The organism is Serratia sp. K-E0102 (genome assembly GCF_029962625.1).
In the GTDB taxonomy this organism is placed as follows: Bacteria; Pseudomonadota; Gammaproteobacteria; order Enterobacterales; family Enterobacteriaceae; genus Serratia; species Serratia sarumanii.
Genome location: NZ_CP124754.1, coordinates 1,208,638 through 1,231,154, shown reverse-complemented (window position 1 = coordinate 1,231,154; position 22,517 = coordinate 1,208,638). Strand labels below are relative to the sequence as shown.

21 protein-coding genes and 6 tRNA genes are annotated in these 22,517 nt (G+C 60.1%); 25 read left to right on the top strand and 2 right to left on the bottom strand.

Annotation, left to right across the window (positions count from 1 at the left end; translation table 11 throughout):
• Positions 1-215 precede the first annotated feature (215 nt).
• The 7 genes from asnB (at position 216) to SSARUM2_RS05840 (ending at position 2,698) form a co-directional block, all read left to right on the top strand.
• Entirely contained in the window at positions 216-1,880 is a 1,665-nt protein-coding gene (asnB, locus tag SSARUM2_RS05870; RefSeq protein ID WP_033637446.1) for an asparagine synthase B, read from the top strand.
• Between the two features lie 219 nt (positions 1,881-2,099).
• Positions 2,100-2,176 (top strand) — tRNA-Met (locus tag SSARUM2_RS05865).
• 16 nt (positions 2,177-2,192) lie between these two features.
• A tRNA-Leu gene (locus tag SSARUM2_RS05860) sits at positions 2,193-2,277 on the top strand.
• Between the two features lie 30 nt (positions 2,278-2,307).
• A tRNA-Gln gene (locus SSARUM2_RS05855) sits at positions 2,308-2,382 on the top strand.
• Positions 2,383-2,426: 44 nt separating this feature from the next.
• A tRNA-Gln gene (locus SSARUM2_RS05850) sits at positions 2,427-2,501 on the top strand.
• Between the two features lie 41 nt (positions 2,502-2,542).
• Positions 2,543-2,619, top strand: a tRNA-Met gene (locus SSARUM2_RS05845).
• 4 nt (positions 2,620-2,623) lie between these two features.
• Positions 2,624-2,698, top strand: a tRNA-Gln gene (locus SSARUM2_RS05840).
• An 86-nt stretch (positions 2,699-2,784) separates the two neighbouring features.
• Here SSARUM2_RS05840 and ubiF read toward each other — a convergent pair.
• Positions 2,785-3,966 (bottom strand): 3-demethoxyubiquinol 3-hydroxylase, encoded by a 1,182-nt coding sequence (gene ubiF / locus SSARUM2_RS05835; protein WP_060438991.1) that lies wholly within the window; start codon positions 3,964-3,966, stop codon positions 2,785-2,787.
• Between the two features lie 197 nt (positions 3,967-4,163).
• On the opposite strand from ubiF, the gene miaB reads away from it, so the two are divergent.
• The 12 genes from miaB to SSARUM2_RS05775 all read left to right on the top strand — a co-directional run bounded on the left by miaB (position 4,164) and on the right by SSARUM2_RS05775 (position 15,846).
• Positions 4,164-5,588 carry a tRNA (N6-isopentenyl adenosine(37)-C2)-methylthiotransferase MiaB gene (gene miaB, locus SSARUM2_RS05830; protein ID WP_033633929.1) on the top strand — a complete coding sequence of 475 codons (1,425 nt, stop codon included), beginning with the start codon at positions 4,164-4,166 and terminating at the stop codon, positions 5,586-5,588.
• Between the two features lie 118 nt (positions 5,589-5,706).
• Positions 5,707-6,042, top strand: coding sequence for a zinc ribbon domain-containing protein YjdM (locus SSARUM2_RS05825; RefSeq protein WP_049195580.1), 336 nt, complete (start codon positions 5,707-5,709; stop codon positions 6,040-6,042).
• A gap of 234 nt (positions 6,043-6,276) precedes the next feature.
• Entirely contained in the window at positions 6,277-7,332 is a 1,056-nt protein-coding gene (locus tag SSARUM2_RS05820; RefSeq protein WP_033637443.1) for a PhoH family protein, read from the top strand.
• Positions 7,329-7,802, top strand: a complete 474-nt coding sequence (gene ybeY / locus SSARUM2_RS05815) for an rRNA maturation RNase YbeY (protein ID WP_033637441.1) — start codon at positions 7,329-7,331, stop codon at positions 7,800-7,802. Before SSARUM2_RS05820 ends, ybeY begins: the two co-directional genes overlap by 4 nt.
• Positions 7,803-7,886: 84 nt before the next feature.
• A complete protein-coding gene (gene corC / locus SSARUM2_RS05810; RefSeq protein ID WP_004939973.1) occupies positions 7,887-8,765 on the top strand; it encodes a CNNM family magnesium/cobalt transport protein CorC in 879 nt (292 codons plus the stop codon).
• Between the two features lie 7 nt (positions 8,766-8,772).
• Positions 8,773-10,302 carry an apolipoprotein N-acyltransferase gene (lnt, locus tag SSARUM2_RS05805; protein ID WP_033647194.1) on the top strand — a complete coding sequence of 510 codons (1,530 nt, stop codon included), beginning with the start codon at positions 8,773-8,775 and terminating at the stop codon, positions 10,300-10,302.
• A gap of 393 nt (positions 10,303-10,695) precedes the next feature.
• Positions 10,696-11,592, top strand: a complete 897-nt coding sequence (locus tag SSARUM2_RS05800) for an amino acid ABC transporter substrate-binding protein (RefSeq protein ID WP_033637439.1) — start codon at positions 10,696-10,698, stop codon at positions 11,590-11,592.
• Positions 11,593-11,805: 213 nt separating this feature from the next.
• Positions 11,806-12,546, top strand: a complete 741-nt coding sequence (locus tag SSARUM2_RS05795; protein WP_033647195.1) for an amino acid ABC transporter permease — start codon at positions 11,806-11,808, stop codon at positions 12,544-12,546.
• A complete protein-coding gene (gltK, locus tag SSARUM2_RS05790) occupies positions 12,546-13,220 on the top strand; it encodes a glutamate/aspartate ABC transporter permease GltK (RefSeq protein WP_033637438.1) in 675 nt (224 codons plus the stop codon). The genes SSARUM2_RS05795 and gltK overlap by 1 nt, the downstream gene beginning before the upstream one ends.
• Positions 13,220-13,945 (top strand): amino acid ABC transporter ATP-binding protein, encoded by a 726-nt coding sequence (locus SSARUM2_RS05785; protein ID WP_033637437.1) that lies wholly within the window; start codon positions 13,220-13,222, stop codon positions 13,943-13,945. Before gltK ends, SSARUM2_RS05785 begins: the two co-directional genes overlap by 1 nt.
• A 115-nt stretch (positions 13,946-14,060) precedes the next feature.
• Positions 14,061-14,993, top strand: a complete 933-nt coding sequence (gene rihA / locus SSARUM2_RS05780; protein WP_049235226.1) for a pyrimidine-specific ribonucleoside hydrolase RihA — start codon at positions 14,061-14,063, stop codon at positions 14,991-14,993.
• Positions 14,994-15,141: 148 nt separating this feature from the next.
• Positions 15,142-15,846 carry an FMN-dependent NADH-azoreductase gene (locus SSARUM2_RS05775; protein WP_049235225.1) on the top strand — a complete coding sequence of 235 codons (705 nt, stop codon included), beginning with the start codon at positions 15,142-15,144 and terminating at the stop codon, positions 15,844-15,846.
• A gap of 40 nt (positions 15,847-15,886) precedes the next feature.
• On the opposite strand, the gene SSARUM2_RS05770 is transcribed toward SSARUM2_RS05775, so the two are convergent.
• Positions 15,887-16,369 (bottom strand): zinc ribbon-containing protein, encoded by a 483-nt coding sequence (locus tag SSARUM2_RS05770; RefSeq protein WP_025301844.1) that lies wholly within the window; start codon positions 16,367-16,369, stop codon positions 15,887-15,889.
• A 285-nt stretch (positions 16,370-16,654) separates the two neighbouring features.
• Between SSARUM2_RS05770 and leuS the strand changes: the two genes are divergently transcribed.
• From leuS to rlmH, 6 genes are all read left to right on the top strand, one after another.
• Positions 16,655-19,237, top strand: a complete 2,583-nt coding sequence (gene leuS / locus SSARUM2_RS05765) for a leucine--tRNA ligase (protein WP_060452724.1) — start codon at positions 16,655-16,657, stop codon at positions 19,235-19,237.
• Between the two features lie 14 nt (positions 19,238-19,251).
• The gene (gene lptE / locus SSARUM2_RS05760) at positions 19,252-19,812 is read left to right on the top strand and encodes an LPS assembly lipoprotein LptE (protein ID WP_033637431.1); all 561 of its coding nucleotides are present in this window, start codon (positions 19,252-19,254) and stop codon (positions 19,810-19,812) included.
• Positions 19,809-20,843 (top strand): DNA polymerase III subunit delta, encoded by a 1,035-nt coding sequence (holA, locus tag SSARUM2_RS05755; protein WP_041033856.1) that lies wholly within the window; start codon positions 19,809-19,811, stop codon positions 20,841-20,843. The genes lptE and holA overlap by 4 nt, the downstream gene beginning before the upstream one ends.
• The gene (gene nadD / locus SSARUM2_RS05750; RefSeq protein WP_041033853.1) at positions 20,833-21,495 is read left to right on the top strand and encodes a nicotinate-nucleotide adenylyltransferase; all 663 of its coding nucleotides are present in this window, start codon (positions 20,833-20,835) and stop codon (positions 21,493-21,495) included. The genes holA and nadD overlap by 11 nt, the downstream gene beginning before the upstream one ends.
• A 194-nt stretch (positions 21,496-21,689) precedes the next feature.
• The gene (rsfS, locus tag SSARUM2_RS05745; RefSeq protein ID WP_016928774.1) at positions 21,690-22,007 is read left to right on the top strand and encodes a ribosome silencing factor; all 318 of its coding nucleotides are present in this window, start codon (positions 21,690-21,692) and stop codon (positions 22,005-22,007) included.
• A 3-nt stretch (positions 22,008-22,010) separates the two neighbouring features.
• Positions 22,011-22,481 (top strand): 23S rRNA (pseudouridine(1915)-N(3))-methyltransferase RlmH, encoded by a 471-nt coding sequence (gene rlmH, locus SSARUM2_RS05740; RefSeq protein ID WP_004940002.1) that lies wholly within the window; start codon positions 22,011-22,013, stop codon positions 22,479-22,481.
• Positions 22,482-22,517: the final 36 nt, after the last annotated feature.

Below are 22,517 nucleotides of genomic sequence, written 5' to 3'. Positions count from 1 at the left end.
TAATCGCTAATTTTCCCCGCCGATAACTGAAAATCCGTCAAAAATCGCGCCCAGGCAAACAACTATTTCTCAGCGTATGGCTAAAACGCTTGCATCTCATGCAGCTTTAGGCGCATTTTCATAACCACAGCGCAGCAAAACCGCGTTATCGCTGATGAATCGGCAATGCTGCCCATAACAACATCACAGTCATAAAAGCCCGTTAGGAGAGTTGTATGTGTTCTATTTTCGGTGTGCTCGATCTGAAGTCCGATCCCGTTGAACTGCGTAAGAAAGCGCTGGAGCTGTCGCGCCTGATGCGCCACCGCGGCCCGGATTGGTCCGGCGTTTACGCCAGCGACAAAGCCATTTTGGCCCACGAACGCCTGTCGATCGTCGACGTCAACAACGGCGCTCAACCGCTGTACAACGCTGCGCACACCCACGTTTTGGCGGTCAACGGCGAAATTTACAACCACCAGGCGCTGCGCCAACAGCTGAGCGACCGCTACGCGTTCCAGACCGGTTCCGACTGTGAAGTGATCCTGGCGCTGTATCAGGAGAAAGGCCCGGACTTCCTCGACGATCTGCAAGGCATGTTCGCCTTCGCCCTGTACGACACCGAAAAAGACGCCTACCTGATCGGCCGCGATCATCTGGGCATCATCCCGCTGTACATGGGCCACGACGAGCACGGCAACCTGTACGTCGCCTCGGAAATGAAAGCGCTGGTGCCGGTGTGCCGCACCATCAAGGAATTTCCGGCCGGCAGCTACCTGTGGAGCCAGGACGGTGAGATCCGCGAATACTATCGCCGCGACTGGTTCGATTACGACAGCGTCAAAGACAACGTGACCGACGCCACCGCCCTGCGAACCGCGCTGGAAGAGTCGGTGAAAAGCCACCTGATGTCCGACGTGCCTTACGGCGTGCTGCTGTCGGGCGGGCTGGATTCCTCGGTCATCTCGGCGATCACCAAGAAGTACGCCGCGCGCCGCGTGGAAGATCAGGAACGCAGCGAAGCCTGGTGGCCGCAGCTGCACTCCTTCGCCGTCGGCCTGGAAGGCTCGCCGGATCTGCGCGCCGCGCAGGAGGTGGCCAACCATCTGGGCACCGTACACCATGAAATCCACTTCACCGTGCAGGAAGGCCTGGACGCCATCCGCGACGTGATTTACCACATCGAAACCTACGACGTCACCACCATCCGCGCCTCGACGCCGATGTACCTGATGTCGCGCAAAATCAAGGCGATGGGCATCAAGATGGTGCTCTCCGGCGAAGGCGCGGACGAAGTGTTCGGCGGCTACCTCTACTTCCATAAGGCGCCGGACGCCCGCGAATTCCACGAAGAGACCGTGCGCAAGCTGCTGGCGCTGCATATGTTCGACTGCGCGCGCGCCAACAAGGCGATGTCCGCCTGGGGCGTCGAAGCCCGCGTGCCGTTCCTGGACAAGAAATTCCTCGACGTGGCGATGCGCATCAACCCGAAAGATAAAATGTGCGGCAACGGCAAAATGGAAAAACACATCGTCCGCGAATGTTTCGAGTCCTATTTGCCGGCCAGCGTGGCCTGGCGCCAGAAAGAGCAGTTCTCCGACGGCGTCGGCTACAGCTGGATCGACACGCTAAAAGAGGTCGCTGCGCAGCAAATCAGCGATCAACAGCTCGAAACCGCGCGTTTCCGCTTCCCGTACAACACGCCGACTTCGAAAGAAGGCTACCTGTACCGCGAAATCTTCGAGGAGCTGTTCCCACTGCCAAGCGCCGCCGAATGCGTGCCGGGCGGCCCGTCCGTCGCCTGCTCGTCCGCCAAGGCCATCGAATGGGACGAATCGTTCAAGAAGATGGACGATCCTTCCGGCCGCGCCGTCGGCGTACACCAGGCCGCCTATAAATAATCGCGCGGCGCTTTCCCTCGGGGCGGGCCTTTTGGCCCGCCTTTTTGTTGCCTTTTCCCCCCGCCAACTGCCTGAATTGCCGATTTTATCGCCATAATGTTCACAACCCAGACAAACGGCGCTTCCGGGCACTTTTTCGGGAAAAAACTTGTTGACGCAAATCGGTCATATACGCATAATGCGCCCCGCAACGCCGATGAAGGCAAAGCAAAAAAAGAGGGCTACGTAGCTCAGCTGGTTAGAGCACATCACTCATAATGATGGGGTCACAGGTTCGAATCCCGTCGTAGCCACCATCTCTTTTTTGCATTTGCGGGAGTGGCGAAATTGGTAGACGCACCAGATTTAGGTTCTGGCGCCGCAAGGTGTGCGAGTTCAAGTCTCGCCTCCCGCACCATTTCTCTTCATCGTCGGCGCAGTATGTTGATGGGGTATCGCCAAGCGGTAAGGCACCGGTTTTTGATACCGGCATTCCCTGGTTCGAATCCAGGTACCCCAGCCATATTCCTTCGGGAATGGGGTTTCAACATAAGATTTGTTTGCAGGTGGGGTATCGCCAAGCGGTAAGGCACCGGTTTTTGATACCGGCATTCCCTGGTTCGAATCCAGGTACCCCAGCCATAACAAACTGCTTGCAAATCAAAGAAGTAAAAAGTACCATCGGCTACGTAGCTCAGCTGGTTAGAGCACATCACTCATAATGATGGGGTCACAGGTTCAAATCCCGTCGTAGCCACCATAATTGGGGTGTCGCCAAGCGGTAAGGCTCTGGTTTCTGATACCAGCATACCCAGGTTCGAATCCTGGCACCCCAGCCATATTTAGAAAGCCCGCTTCGGCGGGCTTTTTGCTTTCCGGCGCTCGGCCAATCCTAACGAGCCCAGCCGCAGCCGAGCCCTGTCGGTTACAATCCCAATGCGTACTTCAACGCATGCTCTTTCAGCTTGCCCGCCCGCTGCGCGGCCATCAGCGCCAGATTGCGCGCCACGTTCAGCGGCGCCAGGTTATTGCTGAAAGCGGTATAGAACAGATCCATGCCGCTCTGCATCAGCAGATTGTCGGTACGGCGGCGGCGCTGATAGCGCAGCAGTACCGCCTCGCTGCTCCAGTCCTCTCCCTGCTCCCGCGCATCGCTTAATACGTTCAGCAAGGCATCCACGTCGCGATACCCCAGATTGACGCCCTGCCCGGCCAGCGGATTGATGGTATGCGCCGCATCACCCAATAGCGCCAGCCCCGGCAACACGTAGCGCTGCGCATGACGCCGCGTCAGCGGGAACGAACCGGCGGCGTGCACCTTAACCGGGCCCAGTCGCGCCGGGAAAGCGGCGGCGATCTCGCGCTCCAGTTGCGCCGGCGGCATCGCCTGCAGCTGGCGAATGCGCTGCGGGCTGTCATACCACACCAGCGACGCCCAACTGTCGTACAGCGGCAGGAAGGCACGCGGCCCGGATGGGAAGAAGCGCTGCCAGGTCACATCCTGCTGCGGCGCGCCGGTATCGACGGTGATCAACATGCACGCCTGACGATACTGCCAGCCGTTGGTGCCGATCGCCGCCAGCTTGCGCACCTGCGAGTTGGCGCCGTCGGCGCCGACAACCAAACGCGTCTGCAGCGTCTCACCGCCGTCCAGCGTAAGTTGCCAGGCATTGTCCGCCCGCTGCAGCGATTGCAGCCTGGCGGGGCACAGCAGCGTCAAATTGGCGCACTGCGCGAACTGCTGCCACAGCGCCAGCTGCAGAATGCGGTTTTCCACCATAAAGCCCAGCTCCGGCAGCCCCAGGGACACCGCGTCGAACGCCACGCGCGACGACGCCCACTCCCAGGTCTCCAGCCGGCGATACGGCGCCGTGCGCATCGCCGTCACGGCCTGCCAGGCGCCGAGCTTTTTCAGCAGCCCCACCGAGGTGCAGCCGATAGCGGAAATGCGCAGATCCGGCGGGCTTTGCGCCTCGAACGCCTGCGGCACCTGATGTTCCAGCAACGCCACCGACCAGCCCGCCTGCGCCAGCCCCAGGGCCGCCGCCGCGCCGACCATGCCGCCGCCGACCACCACCGCGTCATACCGATTTTGAGATGTCTTCATATTGGCTATGTTTTCTGTGTGAATGCTCGCCATCCCACCCGGTATGGCGTTTTGCGCAGTGTACCGGATTTTCGCTCCGGCTTCAGGTTGCGTGCCATTTTCCCCCGCGCTGGTCACAACGGCGGCAAATGATTACAATACGCGCCCTGCATGTCGCGTAACGCAACTTTCGCTCCGCACTGAGTAATGGCAAGTCAATGACGAAAAAACTACATATCAAAACCTGGGGCTGCCAGATGAATGAGTACGATTCATCGAAAATGGCCGACCTGTTGAACAGCACGCACGGCTTCGAGTGGACCGAAAACGCCGAAGAGGCGGACGTGCTGCTGCTGAACACCTGCTCGATCCGTGAAAAGGCGCAGGAGAAAGTTTTCGCCATGCTGGGGCGCTGGCGCTTGCTGAAAGAAAAGAACCCGTCGGTGATCATCGGCGTCGGCGGTTGCGTGGCCTCGCAAGAAGGTGAACTGATCCGCAGCCGCGCGCCCTGCGTTGACGTGGTATTCGGCCCGCAGACCCTGCACCGCCTGCCGGAAATGATCAACCACGTCCAGGGCACCCGCAGCCCGGTGGTCGACATCAGCTTCCCGGAGATCGAAAAGTTCGACCGTCTGCCGGAGCCGCGCGCCGAAGGCCCGACCGCATTCGTGTCGATCATGGAAGGCTGCAACAAATACTGCACCTTCTGCGTGGTGCCTTACACCCGCGGCGAGGAAGTGAGCCGCCCGAGCGACGACGTGCTGTTCGAAATCGCCCAACTGGCGGCGCAGGGCGTACGCGAGGTCAACCTGCTCGGCCAAAACGTCAACGCTTACCGCGGCGCCACGCATGACGGCGATATCTGCTCGTTCGCCGAACTGCTGCGCCTGGTGGCGGCCATCGACGGCATCGATCGCATTCGCTTCACCACCAGCCACCCGATCGAGTTCACCGATGATATCATCGCGGTGTACGAAGACACGCCGGAGCTGGTCAGCTTCCTGCATCTGCCGGTGCAGAGCGGTTCGGATCGCATCCTGACCATGATGAAACGCGCGCACACCGCGCTGGAGTATAAGGCGATTATCCGCAAGCTGCGCAAGGCGCGCCCGAACATCCAGCTCAGCTCCGATTTCATCGTCGGTTTCCCGGGCGAAAGCCAGGCCGATTTCGAACAGACCATGAACCTGATCGCCGACGTCAATTTCGACGTCAGCTTCAGCTTCATCTATTCGTCGCGCCCGGGCACCCCGGCGGCGGACATGGTCGACGACGTCAGCGAAGAAGAGAAAAAACAGCGGCTGTATATTCTGCAGGACCGCATCAACCAGCAGGCGCTGCAGTTCAGCCGCCGCATGCTCGGCACCGTCCAGCGCATTCTGGTGGAGGGCACCTCGCGCAAAAGCGTGATGGAGCTGGCCGGGCGCACGGAGTGCAACCGTGTGGTAAACTTCGAGGGCACGCCCGACATGATCGGCCAGTTCGTCGACGTGGAAATTACCGAGGTGCTGACCAACACCCTGCGTGGCGCAGTGGTGCGCACCGAACAGCAGATGGATCTGCGCGTACATGAATCCCCGCAGTCGGTGATCGCCCGTACCCGCAAAGAAAACGCGCTGGGCGTCGGCATTTACCAGCCCTGACGCCGCGGCGGCCGCCTTATCGCCGCCCATTCGCGCTACTCCTTACCGTTTCTCCGCCGGGCGTCCGCGCCCGGTGATTTGCTTTTTTATTTTTTTATTGTTGAAGAGGCGACATAACATGCAACTCCCACACTGCCCGAAGTGCAACTCCGAATACACCTACCAGGACAATGCCCTGTTCATCTGCCCTGAGTGCGCCCACGAGTGGAGCGACAGCGCCCCGGCGGAAGATCAGGACACGCTGATCGTCAAAGACGCCAACGGCAACCTGCTGGCGGACGGCGATGCGGTCACCGTGATCAAAGACCTGAAGGTCAAAGGCAGCTCCTCGATGCTCAAGATCGGCACCAAGGTGAAAAACATTCGCCTGGTCGAAGGCGATCACAACATCGACTGCAAAATCGATGGCTTCGGCCCGATGAAGCTGAAATCCGAGTTCGTGAAAAAGAACTGATTCCCAGCGGCCTTGTTCTGTGATGACGCGGCGGGCTTTGCGCCCCGCCGCGTTTTTTCCTTATCTTCCCTTGAATTTCGCCGACGGCGCACAGATAGATCAGCGGTAAACTTGCGCCGTTGCGGCGCACCATGAATAATTCAAGAAAGAGAGTATTCAGGCTCGTCCTGAACGCGCGCGTCCCGGACGCGCTATGTGACATCAACCAGGCCCGATGTGACCTAGAGGAATAGTTTGAACGTCGCAACACAAGAAATTTTGTTAGAGCCCGCAGACAACAAGCGTTTGCTCAGCCTGTGCGGCCCGTTTGATGACAACATCAAACAACTCGAGCGCCGATTGGGCATCGAAATCAATCGCCGCGACAACCGTTTCAAGCTGGTCGGCAAAAACCTGTGCGTGGCCGCCGCCGCCGATATCCTGCGCCATCTGTACGTGGATACCGCGCCGATTCGCGGCGTGATCCCGGATATCGATCCGGAGCAAATCCATCTGGCCATCAAAGAGAGCCGGGTGCTGGAACAGGTGGCCGACAGCGTGCCGGATTACGGCAAGGCGGTCACCATCAAAACCAAGCGCGGCATGGTGAAACCGCGCACGCCCAACCAGGCGCAGTACATCGCCAACATTCTCGATCACGACATCACCTTCGGGATCGGCCCGGCGGGCACCGGCAAGACCTACCTGGCGGTCGCCGCCGCGGTAGATGCGCTGGAGCGCCAGGAAATTCGCCGCATTCTGCTGACCCGTCCCGCGGTCGAAGCCGGTGAAAAGCTGGGCTTCCTGCCGGGTGATCTGAGCCAGAAGGTCGATCCCTATCTGCGCCCGCTGTACGACGCCCTGTTCGAAATGTTGGGCTTCGAGCGCGTGGAGAAGCTCATCGAGCGCAACGTGATCGAAGTCGCGCCGCTGGCCTATATGCGCGGCCGCACGCTGAACGACGCCTTTATCATTCTGGATGAGAGCCAGAACACCACCATCGAACAGATGAAGATGTTCCTGACGCGCATCGGCTTCAACTCGAAGGCGGTCATCACCGGCGACGTCACCCAGATCGACCTGCCGCGCAACCAGAAATCCGGCCTGCGCCACGCGGTGGAAGTGCTGTCGGACGTGGAAGAACTGAGCTTCAACTTCTTCCACAGCGAAGACGTGGTGCGCCACCCGGTGGTGGCCCGCGTGGTCATCGCCTATGAGGCCTGGGAAGCGGCCGAACAGAAACGCAAAGACGCGATTGCCGAACAACGTAAGCGCGAGGCGCTCGCCGCCTCCGAGCAGGAGACACCATGAGCCAGGTGATTTTGGATCTGCAGATTGCCTGTGAAAGCGGCGACGGCCTGCCGGATGAGGCCACCTTCCAGCGCTGGCTGGAAGGCGTGCTGCCGCAATTTCAGGAAGAGGCCGAGGTGACCGTGCGTCTGGTTGACGAAGCGGAAAGCCACGAGCTGAACCTGACCTACCGCGGCAAAGACAAGCCGACCAACGTGCTCTCTTTCCCGTTCGAGGCCCCGCCGGGCATCGAGCTGCCGCTGCTCGGCGATCTGATCATCTGCCGCCAGGTGGTTGAACAGGAAGCGATTGAGCAAGGCAAGGCGCTGGAGGCCCACTGGGCGCATATGGTTGTCCACGGCAGTCTTCATCTGCTAGGGTATGACCACATCGAAGACGATGAAGCCGAAGAAATGGAGTCTTTGGAAACCGAAATCATGCACGGACTGGGCTATCCTGATCCGTACCTGGCGGAAAAAGACCCCGTCTGACGTCAGCCGTTTACCCTACAGCCCCCTGCGGGGCTGTCGCTGACGCCCCTTAACTCTGACATGAGTGACAGTAACGAAAACGCCATGAGCGACGACCATTCACAAAGCAATGACAGCCCCAGTCCCAAGAAGGGGTTCTTTACTCTTATCCTTAACCAGCTGTTCCACGGCGAGCCTAAAAACCGTGGCGATCTGGTCGAGCTGATCCGTGATTCCGAACAAAACGACCTGATCGATCCCGATACCCGCGACATGCTGGAAGGCGTGATGGATATCGCCGAGCAGCGCGTGCGCGACATCATGATCCCCCGCTCCCAGATGGTGACGCTCAAGCGCAACCAGACGCTGGAAGAGTGCCTGGACGTGATTATCGACTCCGCCCACTCGCGCTTCCCGGTGATCAGCGAAGACAAAGATCACATCGAAGGTATCCTGATGGCCAAGGATCTGCTGCCGTTCATGCGCGCAGACTCCGAGCCGTTCAGCATCGACAAGGTGCTGCGCACCGCGGTGGTAGTGCCGGAAAGCAAGCGCGTCGACCGGATGCTGAAAGAGTTCCGCTCCCAGCGCTATCACATGGCGATTGTCATTGACGAATTCGGCGGCGTGTCCGGCCTGGTCACCATCGAAGACATTCTGGAACTGATCGTCGGCGAGATCGAAGACGAATACGACGACGAAGACGATCTGGATATCCGCCAGCTCAGCCGCCACATGTACACCGTGCGCGCATTGGCCCCGATCGAAGACTTCAACGAAGCCTTCGGCACCCATTTCAGCGACGACGAGGTCGATACCATTGGCGGTCTGGTGATGCAGGCCTTCGGCCACCTGCCGGCGCGCGGGGAAACCATTGAAATCGAAGGTTACCTATTTAAAGTTGCCATGGCCGACAGTCGACGTATTATCCAGGTTCATGTAAAAATTCCGGACGATTCTCCACCACCGAAACTGGAAGATTAAATCCAACATGGCTAAAGCCTCATTACTTGAACGCCAGCGGGTTCGCGCCCTGCTGGCGCTGTTGTCAGGTGCCGGCGGGACGCTGGCGTTCTCGCCCTACGACTTCTGGCCCGCGGCCATCGTCTCCCTATTCGGCCTGCTGGCCGTCACCCTCAATCGCACCGCCAAACAGTCTGCCCTGCTCGGCTTTGTCTGGGGCTTCGGGCTGTTCGGCAGCGGCATCAACTGGGTGTATGTCAGCATCGCCGATTTCGGCGGCATGCCTTTCGCCGTCAACGTCTTCCTGGTGGTGCTGCTCGCCGCTTACCTGTCGCTGTATACCGGGCTGTTCGCCGGGCTGTTGACGCGCCTGTGCCCGGCCACCCGCTGGTGGCGGCTGGCCATCGCCGCGCCGGCGCTGTGGCAGGTGACCGAATTCCTGCGCGGCTGGGTGCTGACCGGCTTCCCCTGGCTGCAGTTCGGCTACAGCCAGATCAACGGCCCGCTGAAGGGCATCGCGCCGCTGCTGGGCGTCGACGCCATCACCTTTGTGCTGATGGCCATCGCCGGCCTGCTGGTGTACGCGGTCAATCAGCGCCGCCTGTCGGCTGCAGTCATCGCCGCCGCGCTGCTGCTGTTGCCGTGGCCGCTGCGCCAGCTGCAGTGGTTTACCCCGCAGCCGGAGAAAGCGGTGAACGTCGCCATGGTGCAAGGCAACATCGCCCAATCGATGAAATGGGATCCGAAAGCGCTGGTCAGCACGCTGCAAACCTATCTGGACGAAACCCGTCCGTACGTGGGCAAGGCGCCGATCGTCATCTGGCCGGAGTCCGCCATCCCGGATTATGAAGCCAACCAGAACGGCTTCCTGACCATGATGGACGACCTGATGCGGGCGAAGAACAGCAGCCTGATCACCGGCATCGTCGACGTGCGCGCCACGCCACAGGGCCAGCAGATCTACAACAGCGCCATCGTGCTCGGCGAGCCGACGCCGTACAGCTACCCGGACAAGAATCGCTACAACAAGCACCACCTGGTGCCGTTCGGCGAATTCGTGCCGCTGGAGACGCTGCTGCGGCCGCTGGCGCCGTTCTTCGATCTGCCGATGTCTTCCTTCAGCCGCGGCGACTATGTGCAGCCGCAGCTCAGCGTGCGCGGGTACAACCTGACGGCGGCCATCTGCTACGAAATCGTGCTGGGCCAGCAGGTGCGCGATAACTTCCGCCCGGACACCAACTTCCTGCTGACCATCTCCAACGATGCCTGGTTCGGCCACTCCATCGGCCCGTGGCAACACTTCCAGATGGCGCGCATGCGGGCGCTGGAGCTCGGCCGGCCGCTGCTACGCAGCACCAATAACGGCGTCACCGCCGCGGTGGACGCGAACGGCGAGGTGATCGCCGAGATCCCGCAGTTCACCCGTCAGGTGCTCGAAGTGAAGGTCACGCCGACCACCGGCGTCACGCCTTATGCGCGGTTCGGCGCCACGCCGCTGTGGGTGATTACCCTGCTGCTGGGCGGCTGGGCGCTGATGTTGGGCCTGCGCCGCAAATAATCCTCTCCGTCGGGGCGCGCCCGCCGCGCCCCACTTTCCCGTCAATATCCCCACCTCAGTCAGAAAATGCCGTTAAATCAACGCGGCTGGCACACTCCTTGCTTTTATCTATGGCGACCTCGCGCGCCGGTTTACTTTTGCTGACGTTTTGTCGCACCTGCGCACATTTTGGGTGCGTCGAGCGCACCGCACGAGTGCGTCAGCGTTTTGTTGCATTGATTTGGTGCGCGCGGCGTCTCAAAAAATGAAACATTTTAGTTTCAAGATATTCACAATCGGTTATTTTTTAACGGCTATCCGTTCTAAGACTATCTTTATAACTTGAGCAATAAATAGTCGGTTTAACCTGACGCTCTTTAGTCAGAGCCACCACAACAGCAAAGGAGTTGGACCATGCAAATGCGTAAATTGGCGTTATCGTTACTGCTGCTCGGTATGGCAGGTAGCGTGGCGCATGCGGAAGACCTGACCGGTACGCTGAAGAAAATCAAAGACAATGGCGTGATCGTTGTCGGCCACCGCGAATCGTCAGTGCCGTTCTCCTACTACGACAACCAACAAAAAGTTGTGGGCTACTCTCAGGACTACTCCAACCAAATCGTTGAAGCCGTTAAGAAAAAGCTGAATGCACCGAATCTGCAGGTGAAAATGCTGCCGATTACCTCGCAGAACCGCATCCCGCTGCTGCAAAACGGCACCTATGATTTCGAGTGCGGCTCCACCACCAATAACCTCGAGCGCCAGAAACAGGCCGCCTTCTCCGACACCATTTTCGTGGTCGGCACCCGCTTGCTGGTGAAAAAAGGCTCCGACATCAAAGACTTTAAAGACCTGGCAGGCAAACCGGTGGTGGTCACCTCCGGCACCACCTCCGAAGTGCTGCTGAACAAGCTGAACGACAGCGGCAAGATGAACATGCGCATCATCAGCGCCAAAGATCACGGCGATTCCTTCCGCACTCTGGAAAGCGGCCGCGCCGTGGCCTTCATGATGGATGACGCCCTGCTGGCGGGCGAGCGCGCCAAGGCCAAGAAACCGGATCAGTGGGAAATCATCGGCACGCCGCAGTCGAAAGAGGCCTACGGCTGCATGCTGCGTAAAGACGACCCTGAGTTCAAAAAACTGGTCGATGACACCATCGCCCAGGCGCAAACTTCCGGTGAGGCGGCCAAGTGGTTTGACAAATGGTTCAAACAGCCTATCCCACCAAAACAGCTCAACATGAACTTCGAACTGTCGGACGATATGAAGCAACTGTTCAAAGAGCCTAACGACAAAGCGTTGAACTAAATAGAACAAAAGCCGGGGCGGCCGCCAGGCCAAACCGGCCCAGTTGATGACTGGGACAGACAGGAATGAGGGGGGCCGTTCCCCTCCCTCATTTTCCCCAAGGCGCGCCACCGACATCCGTACACAACAAGCCAGCCAGACTGGCCGCGCGGCGATCGGCGCTCATCAAGTCATCAATCTTCGGCGCCCTGCGCCCGTTTATCGGAGTTTGTTATGTCAATAGATTGGAACTGGGGTATCTTCCTGCAGCAGGCCCCGTTTGGGAACACCACTTACCTCGGCTGGATCTGGTCCGGCTTTCAGGTCACGGTGGCCCTCTCCGTCTGTGCATGGATTATCGCTTTCTTCGTCGGTTCGCTGTTCGGTATCTTGCGTACCGTGCCCAACCGCTTTCTTTCCACTCTCGGCACCTGTTACGTCGAACTGTTCCGCAACGTGCCGCTGATCGTGCAATTCTTTACCTGGTATCTGGTGATCCCCGAGCTGCTGCCGGTCAATATCGGCACCTGGTTCAAGACCGAGCTGGATCCCAACGTGCAGTTCTTCGTCTCTTCCATGCTTTGTCTGGGGCTGTTTACCGCCGCCCGCGTTTGCGAGCAGGTGCGCGCCGCCATTCAATCCCTGCCGCGCGGCCAGAAAGCCGCCGGGCTGGCGATGGGCCTGACGCTGCCGCAAACCTACCGCTACGTGCTGTTGCCGAACGCCTACCGGGTGATCGTGCCGCCGATGACCTCGGAGATGCTCAACCTAGTCAAAAACTCCGCCATCGCCTCCACCATCGGGCTGGTGGACATGGCCGCGCAGGCCGGCAAGCTGTTGGATTACTCCGCACACGCCTATGAATCCTTTACCGCCATCACGCTGGCTTATATCGGCATCAACGCCGTTATCATGCTGTTTATGCGTCTGGTCGAAAAGAAAGTGCAGTTGCCTGGCAACCTGGGGAGTAAATAATGTACGAATTTGACTGGGCGTCGATCGTCCCAAGCTTCCCTTATCTGCTGCAGGGCATGGTGATCACGCTGAAGATCACCGTGACCGCCGTCGTGGTCGGCATCCTGTGGGGCACCGTGCTGGCGGTGATGCGCCTGTCGCCGTTCAAACCGATCAGCTGGTTCGCCACCCTGTACGTCAACCTGTTCCGTTCGGTGCCGCTGGTGATGGTGCTGCTGTGGTTCTATCTGGTGGTTCCAAGCTTATTACAACAGGTTCTAGGGCTGTCGCCGAAAACCGATATTCGCCTGATCTCGGCTATGGTAGCCTTTTCCCTGTTTGAAGCGGCTTATTATTCGGAAATCATCCGCGCCGGCATTATCAGCATCTCGCGCGGCCAATCTTCCGCCGCGCTGGCGCTGGGCATGACCCACTGGCAATCCATGCGGCTGGTGATCCTGCCGCAGGCGTTCCGCGCCATGGTGCCGCTGCTGCTGACCCAGGGCATCGTGCTGTTCCAGGATACCTCGCTGGTTTACGTACTGAGCCTGGCCGACTTCTTCCGCACCGCGTCGACCATCGGCGAACGCGACGGCACCCAGGTTGAAATGATCCTGTTCGCCGGCTTTGTCTATTTTGTTATCAGCCTCGCCGCCTCGGCGCTGGTAAGCTATTTGAAGAAAAGGACTGTTTGATGATATCCCTGAAAAATGTTTCCAAGTGGTACGGTCACTTTCAAGTGTTGACCGATTGCACCACCGAAGTGAAAAAAGGCGAAGTGGTCGTCGTCTGCGGTCCTTCAGGTTCCGGCAAGTCCACCCTGATCAAAACCGTCAACGGCCTGGAGCCGATCCAGCAGGGAAGCATCCTGGTGAACGGCACGCCGGTCAACGACAAGAAAACCAACCTGGCGCAGCTGCGCGCCAAGGTCGGCATGGTGTTCCAACACTTTGAACTGTTCCCGCACCTGTCCATCATCGACAACCTGACGCTGGCGCAGGTAAAAGTGCTCAAGCGCGATAAGACCGCCTCGCGCGAGAAGGGCCTGAAGCTGCTGGAGCGCGTCGGCCTCACCGCCCATGCCAACAAGTTCCCCGGTCAGCTGTCCGGCGGCCAGCAGCAGCGCGTCGCCATCGCCCGCGCGCTGTGCATGGATCCGATCGCCATGCTGTTCGATGAGCCGACCTCGGCGCTCGATCCGGAAATGATCAACGAAGTGCTGGACGTAATGGTCGAACTGGCGAACGAAGGCATGACCATGATGGTGGTGACCCACGAAATGGGCTTCGCCCGCAAGGTGGCGAATCGCGTGATCTTTATGGACGAAGGCAAAATCGTCGAAGACCGCAACAAAGACGATTTCTTCAACAACCCTGAATCCGATCGCGCCAAGGACTTCCTGGCCAAGATCCTGCACTAAATACGCCATCCATGCGCCCCGCCAGGGGCGCATCTTTTCTCCCGGCACTAAAAGCGCTTGTTTCTCCCCGGTTTTGATCCGATGCTCGCTGGATAACAAACAGAGGAGAAAGAACATGCCCCGCCCTATTATCATCGATTGCGATCCCGGCCTCGACGACGCCATCGCGCTGGCCATGGCGCTGCGTTCGCCGGAGCTGGACGTCAAAGCCATCACCACCTCCGCCGGCAACCAGACGCCGGAGAAAACCCTGCGTAACGCGCTGGGCCTGTTGACCCTGATGGGGCGCGAGGACATACCGGTCGCCGCCGGCGCCGGCGGCCCGCTGATGCGCGAGCTGGTGATCGCCGACTATGTCCACGGCAAAACCGGCATGGGCAACACCCACCTGCCGGCGCCGACCCTCAAACCCGATCCCCGCGGCGCCGTCGAGCTGATCGCCGACCTGCTGCGCGCCAGCCCGCAGCCGATAACCCTGGTGGTGACCGGCCCGATGACCAACATCGCCCTGCTGCTGGCCCAGCATGCCGAGCTGAAAAGCCGCATCGAGCGCATCGTATTCATGGGCGGCGGCATGAACGCCGGCAATACCACGCCGGTCGCGGAGTTCAACATCTTCGTCGATCCCGAAGCCGCAGAAATGGTGCTGAAATCCGGCGTGCCGCTGACCATGGCCGGGCTGAACGTCACCCATCAGGCGCTGGTGTTGCCGCAGGATATCGAACGCATTCGTCAGATAGCCAATCCGGTCGCGCAGGCGGTCGCGGAGATGCTCGATTTTTACCTGCCGCTGTATCTCAGCCACCCGCGCGGCCTGCCCGGCGCGGCGATGCACGATCCCTGCACCATCGCCTGGCTGCTGGCGCCGCAGCTGTTTACCGGCGTAGAGCGCTGGGTGGGGGTGGAAACCAAGGGGGAATACACCGCCGGCATGACGGTGGTGGACTATTTCCAGCAAACCGGCAACGCGGCCAACGTGGAAGTGCTGACCGGCATCAACCGCGAAGGCTTTATCGATCTGCTGGCCGAGCGCGTAGCGCGTTATTGATCCCATCGGGGCGCATTCGCGCCCCTAGTTCAATTTTTTTGATTTAACTCAGCGAATTTTTGCGCTATCACTGTTCCTGGCTTGCCTCTACCATGCGTTTACACCGACTGACATCGTCACCGATTAGACTTCGCCTGGAGATAAGCCAATGAGCCGTGTACTGGTCCTGAAATCAAGTATTCTGGGTGAATATTCCCAGTCTGGAAAATTAGTCGATTTTTTTGTTGAACAATGGCGTGAAAATCACCCTGAAGACAGGTTCACCGTGCGCGATTTGGCCAACCCGACGCTGCCGGAGCTGGATGGTGAAGTGATGGCCGGTTTTACCGCCGGCGATAAACCGCTGACGCCGCACCAGCAAAGCACCCTGGCGCTGTCCGATGAGCTGATTGCCGAGCTGAAGTCGCACGACACGCTGATCATCAGCGCCCCGATGTACAACTTCAACATCCCGACGCAGCTGAAGATCTACTTCGATCTGATTGCCCGCGCCGGTCAGACGTTCCGCTATACTTCCGCCGGCGCCGAAGGGTTGGTGACAGGCAAGAAAGCGATCGTCATCTCCAGCCGCGGCGGCATCCACGCCGACACGCCGACGGATCTGATCACGCCGTACGTGAAGCTGTTCCTGGGCTTTATCGGCATCACCGACGTTGAATTCGTGCTGGCGGAAGGCTTCGCCTACGGCCCGGAAGCGGCGGAGAAAGCCGCCCAGGACAGCCGCATCGCGGTCGCGCAGAAAATCCCGGCCGGCGTCGCCGTACCGGCCAGCGCACCGGCGCAGGCGCAAGGCGCCCCGGCCACCGTCAGCGGCGGTTTCCTCAGCAACCTGCTGAAGAAACTGTTCCGCTAAACGCCGGCCTTAGCGTTCCCCGCCCTGCCGGGGAACGCCATCAAGGTTCAAACGGCCGCCGCTGGAACTGGTCGTGGCCGCATTTCGGGCACAGCGGCAGCACCTCCGGCGTGTAGAACGCCAGGTGGTAGTGACACTGCTCGCACACCAGATTGCCCAGCCCCACCACTTCACCGCTGTGGTAAACGCCGTGGTGGCTGACATCCTTGAACACCTCGCGCCATTCCAGCTGGGTTTTGTCGGTGATATCCGCCAGTTCCTGCCACAGGCTCTCTTTGATCACCCGCATAAACACGCTGTCGGTAAACTCGTCCCGGCTCTCCTGATAGCTGCGGGCGAACTCTTCCAGATCGCGCCGCACCGCCTGCGTCACCTGCCGCACCTCATCGCGGGTCAGATCCTCGGCCTCGTTCAACCGCCGCTCCGCGCTGGCCACCAGTTCGTCGATATCGCGTTCACCGTTTTTCAGGCGTTCGGTCAGCGATGCCACCAATTCGCGGTAATACTGAGCAACCTTGTTCATAGACTCTCCTCGATAAACGCTGCGCCGGACTTGGCTGTAGGGATACCCCTAAGCTACTTGTTCTTATTTTAGCCGTAAATGACTGATGTCACTTGGCAAGACGCGGGATCCGCAGGTTGTGAGCCGCGTCATGACGACGCTTTTTTTAAATGCGCCGAGTCAGGCGCTTGGAGTTGTTGCCGGGAGGTCTTATCAGCTATGCTATGCGGATCTACGAATACTAAATGTTCATTGCGTTGCCTCTGACCGGGGCAACGGTTTACACCTACAGGACCACCGGCCGCCATGCAAGAGCAATACCGTCCAGAAGACATAGAATCGAACGTACAGCTTCACTGGCAAGAGAAGCAGACTTTCAAAGTTACCGAAGACGACAGCAAGGAAAAGTACTACTGCCTATCCATGCTGCCTTACCCGTCCGGCCGACTGCACATGGGCCACGTTCGTAACTACACTATCGGCGACGTGATCTCGCGCTATCAGCGCATGCTGGGCAAAAACGTGCTGCAGCCGATCGGCTGGGATGCGTTCGGCCTGCCGGCGGAAGGCGCGGCGGTGAAAAACAACACCGCACCGGCCCCGTGGACCTACGACAACATCGAATACATGAAGAACCAGCTGAAATTGCTGGGCTTCGGCTACGACTGGGATCGCGAAATCGCCACCTGCCAGCCGGAATACTACCGCTGGGAACAGTGGTTCTTCACCAAGCTGTATGAAAAAGGCCTGGTCTACAAGAAGACCTCGGCGGTGAACTGGTGCCCGCACGATCTGACCGTGCTGGCCAACGAACAGGTTATCGACGGCTGCTGCTGGCGCTGCGACACCAAGGTCGAGCGTAAAGAGATCCCGCAGTGGTTCATCAAAATCACCGCCTACGCCGATCAGCTGCTGAACGATCTGGACACGCTTGAAAGCTGGCCGGAGCAGGTGAAAACCATGCAGCGTAACTGGATTGGCCGCTCCGAAGGCGTGGAAATCACCTTCGACGTGGCGGACAGCGAAGAGAAGCTGACGGTTTACACCACCCGTCCCGACACCTTCATGGGCGCCACCTACGTGGCGGTCGCCGCGGGCCACCCGCTGGCGCAACAGGGCGCGCGCAACAACCCGGCGCTGACCGACTTCATCGACGAATGCCGCAACACCAAAGTTGCCGAAGCCGAAATGGCGACGATGGAGAAGAAAGGCATGCCGACCGGCCTGTTCGTTGTCCACCCGCTGAGCGGCGAGAAGCTGCCGGTGTGGGTCGCCAACTTCGTGCTGATGGAATACGGCACCGGCGCCGTGATGGCGGTACCGGCGCACGACCAGCGCGACTGGGAATTCGCCACCAAATACGATTTGCCGATCAAACCGGTGATCCTGAACCTCGACGGCAGCCAGCCTGACGTGAGCGCCGAAGCGATGACCGACAAAGGCGCGCTGTTCAACTCCGGCGAGTTCGACGGCCTGGACAATGAAGCGGGCTTCAACGCCATCGCCGACAAACTGGTCGCCAAGGGCGTAGGCCAGCGCAAGGTCAACTACCGTCTGCGCGACTGGGGCGTTTCCCGTCAGCGTTACTGGGGCGCGCCAATCCCGATGGTGACGCTGGAAGACGGCACCGTGATGCCGACGCCGGAAGACCAGTTGCCGGTGATCCTGCCGGAAGACGTGGTCATGGACGGCATCACCAGCCCGATCAAGGCCGATCCTGAGTGGGCGAAGACCACCGTCGACGGCCAGCCGGCGCTGCGTGAAACCGATACTTTCGACACCTTTATGGAGTCTTCCTGGTACTACGCGCGCTACACCTGCCCGCAGTATGACCAAGGCATGCTGGATCCGGCCGCCGCCAACTACTGGCTGCCGGTCGATCAATATATCGGCGGCATCGAACACGCCATCATGCACCTGATGTACTTCCGCTTCTTCCACAAGCTGATGCGCGATGCGGGCCTGGTGGATTCCGACGAGCCGGCCAAGCGCCTGCTGTGTCAGGGCATGGTGCTGGCCGACGCCTTCTACTACACCGGCAACAGCGGCGAGCGCGTCTGGGTGTCCCCGGTTGACGCCACCGTCGAGCGCGACGACAAGGGCCGCATCATCAAGGCCACCGATCCGCAAGGCCGTGAACTGGTCTATGCTGGCATGAGCAAAATGTCGAAGTCGAAAAACAACGGCATCGACCCGCAGGAGATGGTGGAAAAATACGGCGCGGACACCGTGCGTCTGTTCATGATGTTCGCTTCACCGGCAGAAATGACGCTGGAGTGGCAGGAATCCGGCGTGGAAGGGGCTAACCGCTTCCTGAAACGCGTGTGGAAAATGGCCTACGATCACGTGGAAAAAGGCGCGGTGCAGCCGCTCGACGTAGCGGCGCTGAACGAAGATCAGAAAGCGCTGCGCCGCGATCTGCACAAAACCATCGCCAAGGTGACCGATGACATCGGCCGCCGTCAGACCTTCAACACCGCGATCGCCGCCGTGATGGAGCTGATGAACAAGCTGGCCCGCGCACCGCAGGAGAGCGAGCAGGATCGCGCGCTGCTGCAGGAAGCGCTGCTGGCCGTGGTTCGCATGCTGTATCCGTTCACCCCGCACGTGTGCTTCACGCTGTGGCAGGCGCTGGGCGGCGAAGGCGACGTGGACACTGCGCCATGGCCGGTTGCCGACGAGCAGGCGATGGTCGAAGACTCCAAACTGGTGGTGGTGCAGGTGAACGGCAAGGTTCGCGCTAAAATCACCGTATCCGCCGATGCGACCGAAGAGCAGGTGCGCGCGCGCGCTGCCGAAGAGCATCTGGTGGCTAAATATCTGGACGGCGTCACGATTCGCAAAGTGATCTACGTTCCGGGCAAACTGCTTAACCTGGTTGTGGGTTAACACAAGGAGGAATTGTGCGACAACGCATTCTGACGCTGTTGCTGGGGTTGGCGGTGCTGGTCACCGCCGGCTGCGGTTTTCACCTGCGCGGCACCACGCAGGTGCCTAATGAAATGAAAACGCTGATCCTGGACAGCGCTGACCCTTACGGCCCGTTGACGCGCTCGGTGCGCGAACAGCTGCGTCTGAACGACGTGACTATCGTCAGCGATCCGAAGCGTAAAGACGTGCCTTCCCTGCGCATTGTCGGCGCGACGGAAAGCCAGGATACCGCTTCGATCTTCCAGGACGGTAAAACCGCCGAGTACCAGATGGTGCTGACCGTGCAGGCGCAAGTGCTGATCCCGGGCCATGACCTGTATCCGCTGTCGGTGAAAGTGTTCCGTTCCTTCTTCGACAACCCGTTGACCGCGCTGGCCAAGGACTCCGAACAGGAGATCATTCGCCAGGAAATGCGTGAGCAGGCGGCGCAACAGCTGGTGCGCAAACTGCTGGCCGTGCATGCGGCGGAAGAAGATAACCGGCAGAAAGCCGCTGCCGCCGGTGAACGAGCGGCAAGCCAAACCGCACAATGATCCGCATTTATCCGGAACAACTTGCCGCGCAGCTCCGAGAGGGGCTGCGCGCTTGTTATTTATTGAGCGGCAATGAACCGCTGCTGCTGCAGGAGAGCCAGGATTTGCTCCGGCAGGCCGCGCAACAGCAGCAGTTCAGCGAGCACTACAGCATTTCCCTCGACGCCCATACCGACTGGGACGCCATCTTCGGCATCTGCCAGGCGATGAGCCTGTTCGCCAGCCGCCAGACGCTGCTGCTGATCTTCCCCGAAAACGGCCCGACGGCGCCGATCGGCGAACAGCTGACCAAGCTCGCCACGCTGCTGCACGAGGATATCCTGCTGATCCTGCGCGGCCCGCGCCTCACCAAAGCGCAGGAAAACAGCGCCTGGTTCAAGGCGCTCAGCCCGCACGGCGCCCTCGTCAGTTGCCAGACGCCGGAACAGGCGCAGCTGCCGCGCTGGGTCGCCACGCGCGCCAAGGCGATGAAGCTGGAGTTGGACGACGCCGCCAATCAGCTGCTGTGCTACTGCTATGAAGGCAACCTGCTGGCGCTGTCGCAGGCGCTGGAGCGGCTGTCGCTGCTGCACCCGGACGGCAAGCTCACGCTGCCGCGCGTCGAACAGGCGGTGAACGACGCCGCCCACTTCACGCCGTTCCACTGGCTGGATGCCCTGCTGGCCGGCAAGAGCAAGCGCGCCTGGCATATTTTGCAGCAGCTGCAGCAAGAAGACGTGGAGCCGGTGATCCTGCTGCGCACCCTGCAGCGCGAACTGCTGCTGCTGCTGACGCTGCAGCGCCACATGACTTCCGCGCCGCTGCGCACGCTGTTCGATCAGCACAAGGTCTGGCAGAACCGCCGCCCGCTGGTGACCCAGGCGCTGCAACGCCTGTCCGGCCCCCAGCTGCAGCAGGCGGTACAGCTGCTGACGCAAATCGAGCTGACCCTCAAGCAGGACTATGGCCAGTCGGTCTGGCCGGAACTGGAAACCCTGTCGATGCTGCTGTGCGGCAAACCCCTGGCCACGAGTTTTACCGATGCCCACTAACCCGGAACACCCCACCGTTTTGCACGCGCTGTTCGGCGGCACCTTTGACCCGATCCACTACGGCCACCTGCGGCCGGTGGAAGCGTTGGCCGCCGAAGTGGGCCTGAATCGCGTCACGCTGCTGCCTAACCACGTGCCGCCGCACCGCCCGCAGCCGGAGGCCAATGCGCAGCAGCGCCTGAAGATGGTCGAGCTGGCGATCGCCGGCAATCCGCTGTTTGCCGTCGACGATCGCGAACTGCACCGCACCACCCCCTCCTACACCATCGAGACGTTGGAAACGATTCGTAAAGAGCGTGGCGCCGCCCAGCCGCTGGCGTTTATCATTGGTCAGGACTCGCTGCTGACGCTGCATAAGTGGCACCGCTGGCAGGCGCTGCTGGACGTGTGTCATCTGCTGGTGCTGGCGCGCCCGGGCTATAACGATCGCATGGACACGCCGGAACTGCAGCAGTGGCTGGAACGCCATCGCACCGCCGAGCCGGCGCTGCTCAGCCGTCGCCCGCACGGCCATATCTATTTGGCCGATACGCCGGAGCTGGAAATTTCCGCCACCGAGATCCGTCAGCGCCGCCATCAGGGCCTCAACTGCGACGACCTGCTGCCACGCCCGGTGCAGCGCTATATCGAGTTGCAGGGTTTATATCGCTAGCGAAAGGTGCGTGATATACTGCGCCGCTATTTTTCAGGTATCCGCTGAAAACCCCGGAAACCTTAGCTGGCCGGGCAGTCACCAGTTAGCTGGCTTTCAGCGGCAGCCTGCCGAAACCATTATCCGGTTACGCCGCGGCGCGCGCATTTTGCCCGCCGCAGCCGACTGAACAGAACACACCCGAGGGGGAACCTTTGCAAGGTAAAGCGCTCCAAGATTTCGTCATCGATAAAATCGATGATCTGAAAGGCCAAGACATTATCGCTCTGGACGTCCAGGGCAAATCCAGCATCACCGATTGCATGATCATCTGCACCGGCACCTCGACTCGCCACGTGATGTCGATCGCCAGCCACGTGGTGCAGGAATCCCGTGCCGCGGGCATGGAGCTGTACGGCATGAAAGGCCAGGAAGCCTCCGACTGGATCGTGGTCGATCTGGGCGAAGTGATCGTGCACGTGATGCAGGAAGAGAGCCGTCGCCTGTACGAGCTGGAAAAACTCTGGAGTTAAGCGGTGAAACTGCAATTGGTGGCGGTCGGCACCAAAATGCCAGACTGGGTGCAAACCGGCTTTATGGATTACCTGCACCGCTTTCCCAAAGATATGCCGTTTGAGCTGACCGAGATCCCGGCGGGCAAACGCGGCAAAAACGCCGACATCAAGCGCATTCTGGACAAGGAAGGCGAACAGATGCTGGCGGCGGTGGGCAAAGGCAACCGCATCGTTACGCTGGATATCCCAGGCACGCCGTGGGAAACGCCGCAGCTGGCGCAGCAGCTTGAACGCTGGAAGCAGGATGGCCGCAACGTCAGCTTACTGATCGGCGGCCCGGAAGGGCTGGCGCCCGCCTGCAAAGCCGCTGCCGAGCAAAGCTGGTCACTGTCTCCGCTGACGCTGCCGCATCCTTTGGTGCGCGTCCTGGTGGCCGAAAGCCTCTACCGCGCCTGGAGTATTACTACAAATCATCCTTACCACCGGGAATAGCCGGTGGTGACCGTGACAGAGTGAAATAAAGCAGCG

What these genes read in the sequence shown, in the direction of transcription:
- leuS (WP_060452724.1), top strand. Translation starts at nt 16,655, where the DNA reads ATGCAAGAGCAATACCGTCCAGAAGACATAGAATCGAACGTACAGCTT.
- miaB (WP_033633929.1), top strand. Translation starts at nt 4,164, where the DNA reads ATGACGAAAAAACTACATATCAAAACCTGGGGCTGCCAGATGAATGAG.
- ubiF (WP_060438991.1), bottom strand. Translation starts at nt 3,966, where the DNA reads ATGAAGACATCTCAAAATCGGTATGACGCGGTGGTGGTCGGCGGCGGC.
- SSARUM2_RS05785 (WP_033637437.1), top strand. Translation starts at nt 13,220, where the DNA reads ATGATATCCCTGAAAAATGTTTCCAAGTGGTACGGTCACTTTCAAGTG.
- asnB (WP_033637446.1), top strand. Translation starts at nt 216, where the DNA reads ATGTGTTCTATTTTCGGTGTGCTCGATCTGAAGTCCGATCCCGTTGAA.
- ybeY (WP_033637441.1), top strand. Translation starts at nt 7,329, where the DNA reads ATGAGCCAGGTGATTTTGGATCTGCAGATTGCCTGTGAAAGCGGCGAC.
- lnt (WP_033647194.1), top strand. Translation starts at nt 8,773, where the DNA reads ATGGCTAAAGCCTCATTACTTGAACGCCAGCGGGTTCGCGCCCTGCTG.
- gltK (WP_033637438.1), top strand. Translation starts at nt 12,546, where the DNA reads ATGTACGAATTTGACTGGGCGTCGATCGTCCCAAGCTTCCCTTATCTG.
- nadD (WP_041033853.1), top strand. Translation starts at nt 20,833, where the DNA reads ATGCCCACTAACCCGGAACACCCCACCGTTTTGCACGCGCTGTTCGGC.
- SSARUM2_RS05775 (WP_049235225.1), top strand. Translation starts at nt 15,142, where the DNA reads ATGAGCCGTGTACTGGTCCTGAAATCAAGTATTCTGGGTGAATATTCC.
- SSARUM2_RS05770 (WP_025301844.1), bottom strand. Translation starts at nt 16,369, where the DNA reads ATGAACAAGGTTGCTCAGTATTACCGCGAATTGGTGGCATCGCTGACC.
- holA (WP_041033856.1), top strand. Translation starts at nt 19,809, where the DNA reads ATGATCCGCATTTATCCGGAACAACTTGCCGCGCAGCTCCGAGAGGGG.
- rihA (WP_049235226.1), top strand. Translation starts at nt 14,061, where the DNA reads ATGCCCCGCCCTATTATCATCGATTGCGATCCCGGCCTCGACGACGCC.
- SSARUM2_RS05825 (WP_049195580.1), top strand. Translation starts at nt 5,707, where the DNA reads ATGCAACTCCCACACTGCCCGAAGTGCAACTCCGAATACACCTACCAG.
- SSARUM2_RS05800 (WP_033637439.1), top strand. Translation starts at nt 10,696, where the DNA reads ATGCAAATGCGTAAATTGGCGTTATCGTTACTGCTGCTCGGTATGGCA.
- corC (WP_004939973.1), top strand. Translation starts at nt 7,887, where the DNA reads ATGAGCGACGACCATTCACAAAGCAATGACAGCCCCAGTCCCAAGAAG.
- SSARUM2_RS05795 (WP_033647195.1), top strand. Translation starts at nt 11,806, where the DNA reads ATGTCAATAGATTGGAACTGGGGTATCTTCCTGCAGCAGGCCCCGTTT.